Origin of the sequence: Nitrosomonas sp. (assembly GCF_043753625.1) — a bacterium.
Classification (GTDB): domain Bacteria; phylum Pseudomonadota; class Gammaproteobacteria; order Burkholderiales; family Nitrosomonadaceae; genus Nitrosomonas.
On sequence record NZ_JAYUWI010000011.1, the window covers coordinates 1 to 7,610 of the forward strand.

At 44.5% G+C, this 7,610-nt stretch carries 5 protein-coding genes; 1 reads left to right on the plus strand and 4 read right to left on the minus strand.

Annotated features, from left to right (window positions below):
• Positions 1 to 299 precede the first annotated feature (299 nt).
• The 4 genes from ACH10T_RS00965 to cphA (ACH10T_RS00980) all read right to left on the minus strand — a co-directional run bounded on the left by ACH10T_RS00965 (position 300) and on the right by cphA (ACH10T_RS00980) (position 5,777).
• Positions 300 to 440: a hypothetical protein gene (locus tag ACH10T_RS00965; protein ID WP_394807475.1), complete on the minus strand. Its 141-nt coding sequence runs from the start codon at positions 438 to 440 to the stop codon at positions 300 to 302.
• A gap of 123 nt (positions 441 to 563) precedes the next feature.
• Positions 564 to 692, minus strand: coding sequence for a hypothetical protein (locus ACH10T_RS00970; RefSeq protein ID WP_394807476.1), 129 nt, complete (start codon positions 690 to 692; stop codon positions 564 to 566).
• 184 nt (positions 693 to 876) lie between these two features.
• On the minus strand, positions 877 to 3,450 hold the full coding sequence (cphA, locus tag ACH10T_RS00975; protein ID WP_394807477.1) for a cyanophycin synthetase: 2,574 nt from the start codon (positions 3,448 to 3,450) through the stop codon (positions 877 to 879).
• Complete coding sequence (gene cphA / locus ACH10T_RS00980) at positions 3,447 to 5,777, minus strand: cyanophycin synthetase (RefSeq protein ID WP_394807478.1); 2,331 nt, start codon at positions 5,775 to 5,777, stop codon at positions 3,447 to 3,449. Before cphA (ACH10T_RS00980) ends, cphA (ACH10T_RS00975) begins: the two co-directional genes overlap by 4 nt.
• Before the next feature lie 407 nt (positions 5,778 to 6,184).
• Between cphA (ACH10T_RS00980) and ACH10T_RS00985 the strand changes: the two genes are divergently transcribed.
• Complete coding sequence (locus ACH10T_RS00985) at positions 6,185 to 7,474, plus strand: HlyC/CorC family transporter (RefSeq protein ID WP_394807479.1); 1,290 nt, start codon at positions 6,185 to 6,187, stop codon at positions 7,472 to 7,474.
• Positions 7,475 to 7,610: the final 136 nt, after the last annotated feature.

Consider the following 7,610-nt stretch of genomic DNA (forward strand, 5'->3'; position numbering starts at 1 on the left):
ATTTTATGCGCTGGCAGAATAAATCCGTCTAGTTTAAAGGGATGGCATGCCAGCTCATCCAAAATATGCATTTTTGCGCTTAATGCGACAGAACCCTTCTTAGTGCGTATTCCAGATGTATCTCAAGCGCATCCAGGCTATCGAAGGCGCGGTTATGAAAGAAAATTCGTCCCACACAGGTTCCTGCGGGTTGAGTTCTGGCGAGTAAGGCGGTAGAGAAACTGGATTCGCATATTGTCAGCCAGATTCATGGCCTGGCTTTTGTGCAACCTGCGCCGTCCATTACCATGATGATATTTTCATACGGATAGCGGTGTCGCGATTTCATCCATGAAGAGTTGCACGCAATCCCCATTTACCCAGGGCAGGATCAGGGAATCAAATCGTCCATCGAGTGGATTGACTGCACCATTAGCGTAGGTGTATTGTTGCATCAGCATGGCATGGCACGTACCATGGGGCGATGGATCGGCTTATGAATGGCTTTTATCCGGGGCTAGTTTACGCCAGCCATGCTGTGCCAGCATCTGGTACAGAGTGGACAACGCCAGTGGCTTGCCCAGCTAGACTTTGGCGCGGTTACGTAATTCACGTTTGCTGCGCGTGGTTTTATTTTCTTCTCCCATCGCTGAATCATACCAGGCGCGCATTTTGCAGGTGATACCTACCGAACGTCCAATGGCAAGTGCCATCTACTCCAGACTCAAACCTAGCGCCAATGGCAGCACGATCGCTTGCGCTGCCCGGAGTTTCTGCCGCAGTTGGCCTTCTTTTAACCGTGCCATGATGGCCTCTACCAAAGATAAAGGCTATATTATTACTGCTCCTATCTGTATTGGAATAAGTCATTAAGAAATATGACTTAGCAACCAACAATCAGCCTAATGCAATACGATTATTTATTTGCCCAAGTGATTGCTCAACTTGATCGACCAAAATAAGACATAACTCTCCATCCTGCAAACTGGATAGCGCTGCATCAATCGCGATTGCCTCTCCAACTATTTCACTTATTTTTTGAGTACGCCTGGCATTACCCAAACCTTCTCGCAATAATGTCAGTACTTCTCCATCCGCACGACCGCGCTGACATTGATCTTGATAAAGCACTACTTCATCAAATGCATCACCAAGAATTCTTGTTTGCTGACGGATGTCTTCATCACGCCGATCCCCAGCGGCACTAATGACTACTGAGCGTTTCTTGGATGGAATATTGTCAATAGCGCTTACAAGTGCCTGTATCGCATCGGGATTATGACCATAATCAGCGATCAAGGTAGCATTGCGGTAATTGAAAAGATTAAAGCGTCCCGGCGCGGTCTGTATATTACTTACAAAACCAGCTACGCCGGCATAAATAACCGTCCAATCCAATCCAAGTGCCCAACCAGCCCCGACAGCAGCCATCACATTTTCTATTTGAAAGTTGATACTGCCATTCTTTGTCAGTGGAATTTCATTCAGAGGTATCCGGTATTCATCACTCTCACCCACAGCGACAATACAGCCATCTTTTATGTAGATAACACGTTTATGCTGCGCATGGTGCATTGCTAGCACCGGATGATGATTGTCACGCGCAAAGAAAATAACTGAGCCAGGACACTGTTCAGCCATGCTGGCGACGAGTGGATCGGCGGCATTTAGCACAGCAAAACCGGTACCTGGTGTTACATTCTGCACAACGATGCGTTTAACCGCCGCCAGTTCTTCCGCAGTGTTGACATAAGCCATACCAAGATGATCGCCCATACCAATATTGGTCACTACGGCAACGTGGCAGTGATCAATCCCCAAGCCTTCGCGTAACAATCCACCGCGCGCAGTTTCTAAGACAGCTGCATCGACATCAGGGTGAAAAAGAATGTTTCTCGCACTTTTTGGACCGCTACAATCTCCGGTATCGATACACTGCCCATCAACGTATACACCATCTGTGGACGTAATACCCACACATTTGTTATCTTTTTCTAAGATATTAGCAATCAGGCGCGTTGTCGTTGTTTTGCCGTTGGTTCCTGTTACTAAGATCACCGGAATGCGTGCATCCTGTCCATGAGGAAACATGTAATCGATAATTGCTTCACCCACTGCACGTCCTTTACCAAATGAAGGTTGCAAGTGCATACGCAAACCGGGTGCTGCATTAATCTCGATAACTCCACCACCTTGCTCTTCCAATGAGTTCATAACATTGTCGCAGACAACATCGACACCGCAAATATCCAAACCGACTACTTTTGCAGCTGCAACCACACGCGCCGCTAACTCCGGATGAACATCATCGGTCACATCAGTTGCTGTACCGCCTGTCGATAAATTGGCATTGTTACGTAACACAACTCGCATTCCTCTGACTGGAATCGATTCGGCTGTTAATCCCTGTGCTGCCAGATGAGCTATAGAAATCTCATCCAGATGAATTTTAGTCAATGTTGTAACGTGTCCTTCTCCCCGCATTGGATCGCGATTAATTTGTGCTACCAATTCATAAATGCTGTGCACGCCATCGCCAATAACTTGTGGCGGGTCACGGCGTGCAGCGGCAACCAGCTTGTTACCAACAATCAGCATGCGATAATCATGTCCGGGAATATAACGTTCTACCAGAACATTATCACTGATTTCGGTTGCGATCATATAAGCCGTTTTTACTTGTTCTGCGCTAACAAGATTAACGGTTACGCCTTTACCTTGATTACTGTCTTTTGGTTTTATTACTACTGGAACACCTATTTCGCAAGCTGCTACCCAGGCATCTTCTACGCTTGTTACCTCTCGACCGAGAGGTACAGGTATACCAGCTGCATGCAACAAGGTTTTAGTCAATTCTTTATCCTGCACAATTGCTTCTGCAACAGCGCTGGTCATATCGCTTTCAGAAGCTTGAATACGACGTTGCTTACTACCCCAACCAAATTGGACCAAACTGCCTTCCGTTAAGCGGCGGAATGGAATGTCGCGCGCAACAGCCGCTTGAACAATAGCACCCGTGCTCGGTCCTAAGCGTATATCTTCATTGAGTTCACGTAAACGATGTATAGCATCTGCTAAATCAAAAGCAGTATCTTCAATGGCTGCAATACACAAAGCTTGCGCCAGCTCAAAAGCAAGTTTGCCAACTTTCTCTTCAGTGTAACCGACTATGACGCGATAGGTGTCGGCATCTGGTGTTAGAACGGTGCGACTAAAGGTTATCGGGCAACCTGCTTGAACTTGTAAACCGAGAGTAGCAAATTCGAGCACATGCGCTATCGTAACAGCTTCATGATGACCAGCGGGTTGAAATGAAGAAATCCCAGGAAAACGCTCACGTAATCGTGCTTCAAAGCCAGGGATGGTATCAATCTTATTCTCGGATCCACTGCAAACGATAGCAGCTTCAATAGAAGTGTGCTGACTCCATAAATTTGGTCCGCGCAATGCTCGAATACGCAAAACTTTCATAACTTGATTCCTTTAGTTTGTAATCCAATTGGAAGATTCTGATTCTCTGGCTTATATTTTTCCTGATTGAAACCAAATGTTTCAATCCCGATACGTATAAGATCAGGTTCAATACCTAATACCCAAGCTGCTCCGATAGCTGCCAATACATTTTCTATTTCTTGCGTGCTATGCTTACCAGCCGCTGCAGATATATCCATCAATCTGACCAGTGGTAATTCATCAGCACCGGTAGCAAGCATGATTGTGCTATTGCGTACTATCACAGCACGTTTACCTTGCTTATGACCCGTTCCGTTGACGCGATGTTGAGTAATGGCTGGCAAGTCTGGGTTAATACTGAAGAAAATAACCTCACCATGACACAATTCGGATATCTCAACCAACATTTCTTCCTTGGCATTGAGAACTGCAGCGCCGATTGGTAGTTTCACACCTTCTTCCACATCATCGATAGCTGCAGCCGTGGGTGTCACTACATCAACTTGTGTGCGTAGTACAGTAAAAACTTGTTTCAGCGTTTCGATTCCATTGCGGCCAAAATGACAGGCTGGGTCAACATTGGTGATGACGCCAACCTGACAGCTATCGTATACCAGTCCCTCATTTAGTATGGCTTCAAAGCCATTCTCAAGCACCGCAGCTTCAACAGTCGGATTCATCAGTGTACGGTTAGCTGCTACCCAATTGGCACTGTTGTGCTTATCAATTTGCCTGTAATCCTGATAAAGACCATTACTACATGCCAAGCCAGTTTGTTTGCCTGAAAGAATAAGCAATCTGGCAACAAGATAAGCGACTGCAGTCTTACCATAACTACCCGTAATTCCCACAATTGGAATACGACCGTTATCTTGATTTGGGAATAAATGATCTACTATTGCTTTTCCAACAGGGCGCGGTGTGCCCACTGCTGGTTTAATATGCATCAACAAACTTGGACCGGCATTTACCTCAACAATCGCACCGCTTTGTTCGCTCAGTGGGAGTGAAATATCGCTGGTAACTAGATCAATGCCAGCAATATCCAAGCCAATGATACGCGCAGCGAGTGATGCGATGGCTGCAGTACTGGGATGAACATGATCTGTTACATCAAATGCGTGGTTGCCGTTACGCTGAATCAAAACTTTGGTACCGACTGGTACAATCGAATCACTGTGATAACCCTGGTGGGCGATTTCCATTTTCGCTGCATTATCCAAGCGGATTAGATTAAGCGGATAATCTTCCGTTGATCCACGGCGAGGATCGGAATTGATTTGAGATTCGATTAATTCAGCTACAGTTGAAGCACCCTCTCCAATTACTGATACCGAATCACCTTGCGTAGCGGCTATGAGACGTCCACCAACGACTAGCAATCGATGCTCAGTGCCTGCAATATAGCGCTCAACTAATACACCTGTGCCTTCTTTTAAGGCCATGTAATAAGCCGATTCAATTTCTTCGCGACGGCTTAATTCAATAAAAACACCGCGCCCATGGTTTCCATCGCAAGGCTTTACGACTACCGGCATACCAATGTCATTAGCTGCTTCCCAGGCAGCTTCAGCACTTTCAACAATGCGTCCTTCCGGGACAGGGACGCCACAAGATTGTAATAATGCTTTTGTCAAATCCTTGTCACGAGAAATACTTTCTGCAATAGCTGGTGTACGATCTGTCTCAGCAGTCCAGATGTGACGGGAACGGGCGCCATATCCCAATTGCACAAGATTTCCTTTAGCCAGGAGCCGGGTGCCTGGAATATTACGTGCGACAGCAGCATCCACAATACAAGCTGTAGAAGGGCCAAGCCAGAGTGAATCAACCAAATCCCGAAGATGCCTGATAGTCCCTTCAACATCATACGATGGGCTGTGAGATTGCTGAAAGTTCATAGCTGCCAGCACCAATTCACGCGCAGAATACAAAGCAGTTTTTGTAATTTCTGCATGCCAGGCACTTAATGCAACCTTATATACACCGCGCACCGAGGTTTCACGGGCTCTGCCAAAACCGCCACGCATTCCAGCCAGATTTTGCAGCTCCAGAGTTACATGTTCAAGAATATGGCATGGCCATGTACCTTCCTTTACTCGGCGTAAAAAACCACCACGCTCCTCATAGCTACAACGGTGTTCGATCAGTGTCGGGAGCCATTCTGACAATCGCTCATAAAAGCCTGGGATCGTATCAGAAGGAAAATCTTCAAGTTCGCCAATATCAACTGTTGCTTCGAGAGCGGGGTAATAAGTCCAAATGTTTGGGCCATTCAAGTGCTTGATTTCAAGAAACTTGATATCTTTAGCACTATTACAGTTTAGATTTGAGCAGTCAGACATAAAATTTGAATCAGAAAGAAGAGATGTTATTAACGCCGCTCAAATTAATAGGTTTACAAGAACTCAAACAATTTTTAAATAGATTATTCAATTTTTTGATAACCCTGACTTATTAACACGTTGTGTATTTACCGGAGCTGGCTAGAAGTGCGGATGAACTCTGCCTTGGGATTTTTTAATAGCTAGAGTTCAATTGCTGTTGCAAAATTAGCCATACTGCCCTCAGTTGGGTTGTTAACGACTAAATAATTGCTATAAATGTAAACAACAATTGTTTAGTCAAACAATTTTTCTTGTTGACAAACATTTGTTTGAATCCAAAATAGACAAACTGCTCATTTTAGGGTTTTTACTATTTATCGGTTTTAACGATTTTCATTACACAATAAAGGTGTCCATTGGAAGACATGCCGCTGCACATCATGCTGATTATATTGTTGTTTTTATTGATTCTATCTGGCTTTTTTTCCTTATCGGAAACTAGCATGATGGCGATTAATCGTTATCGCTTGCGGCACCTAGCCAAGCAAGGGCATCGTGGTGCCCGGTTGACTGTAAAATTGCTTGAGAATACGGATCGATTACTGGGTGTTATTTTACTGGGAAATAATTTACTTAACACGGCTTCTGCAACATTGGTGGCTGTCATCATTGCTACTTTCTTTGCCCATGATGACTTTGCATTACTTATTGGAACAATAGCCGTTACTTTTGCCATTCTGATATTTAGTGAAATTACGCCAAAAGTCATCGCAGCGGCTTATCCGGAACGTATTGCTCTTGCGACAAGTTATGTGTTAACCCCATTGTTGACCATTTGCTATCCCATTGTATGGTTCGTTAATTTGTTTGTCAGTGGACTGCTGATTCTGTTTCGATTGAAACCCAAAAAGGGTGAGAGTGAGCTTGAACAGAAAATAAGTACGGAAGAACTTAAAACACTGGTGTTAGAAGGCGGGCATTTCATACAACATAAGCACCAAAGCATGTTGTTGAACTTATTTGATCTTGAAACCATTACGGTTGATGATGTGATCGTGCCGCGTAGTCAAATCGAAGCGATTGATTTAAATGCAGATGACGATGTTATCCATACGCAATTGTTGACTTGTCATCATACCCGTTTACCGATATACCGCGAACGCATGGATAACATTGTCGGTATTGTTCATGTACGCAAAGTACTGAACCAAATGCAGGGAGGAAAAATAACGGCCGCTACTCTCGAGAAAGTCATGCGTGCTCCCTATTTTATTCCTTCTGGAACATCATTATTTTCACAATTACAATTGTTCCAGGAGAACCAGAAACGAGTCGGTTTGGTGGTTGATGAATATGGTGAGTGGATGGGATTGGTTACACTGGAAGACATTATAGAAGAGATTATTGGAGAATTTACGACACAAGCGCCGACCCAAACCAGTACTTTTCTGAAGCAGGAAGATGGCAGTATTATTGTGGAGGGAAGTACCTTGTTGCGCGATTTAAATCGAAAACTTGGTTTTCAGTTTCCACTGGATGGCCCCAAAACTTTGAATGGCTTGATATTGGAGTATTTTGAAGATATTCCCGAAGCAGGAACTGGACTTAATATTGCCGGTTATCCGATGGAAATCATTCAAACAAAAAACCGGGTTGTGAAAACTGTTAAAATTTTTCCTGTTTCAGCGGAAACAGAAGCGAAGAATCCCGAATAGTTTTAAGATTTTTTAGAGACGAGCTGTGGACATTGTTAAGTTCATGTTGACACGACTGTGCATGAGAAGAACATCACGTAGCCAACGGATAGCAAACTAGCGATCAAGATCATCAATCGCCTCAACAAGATTGGCC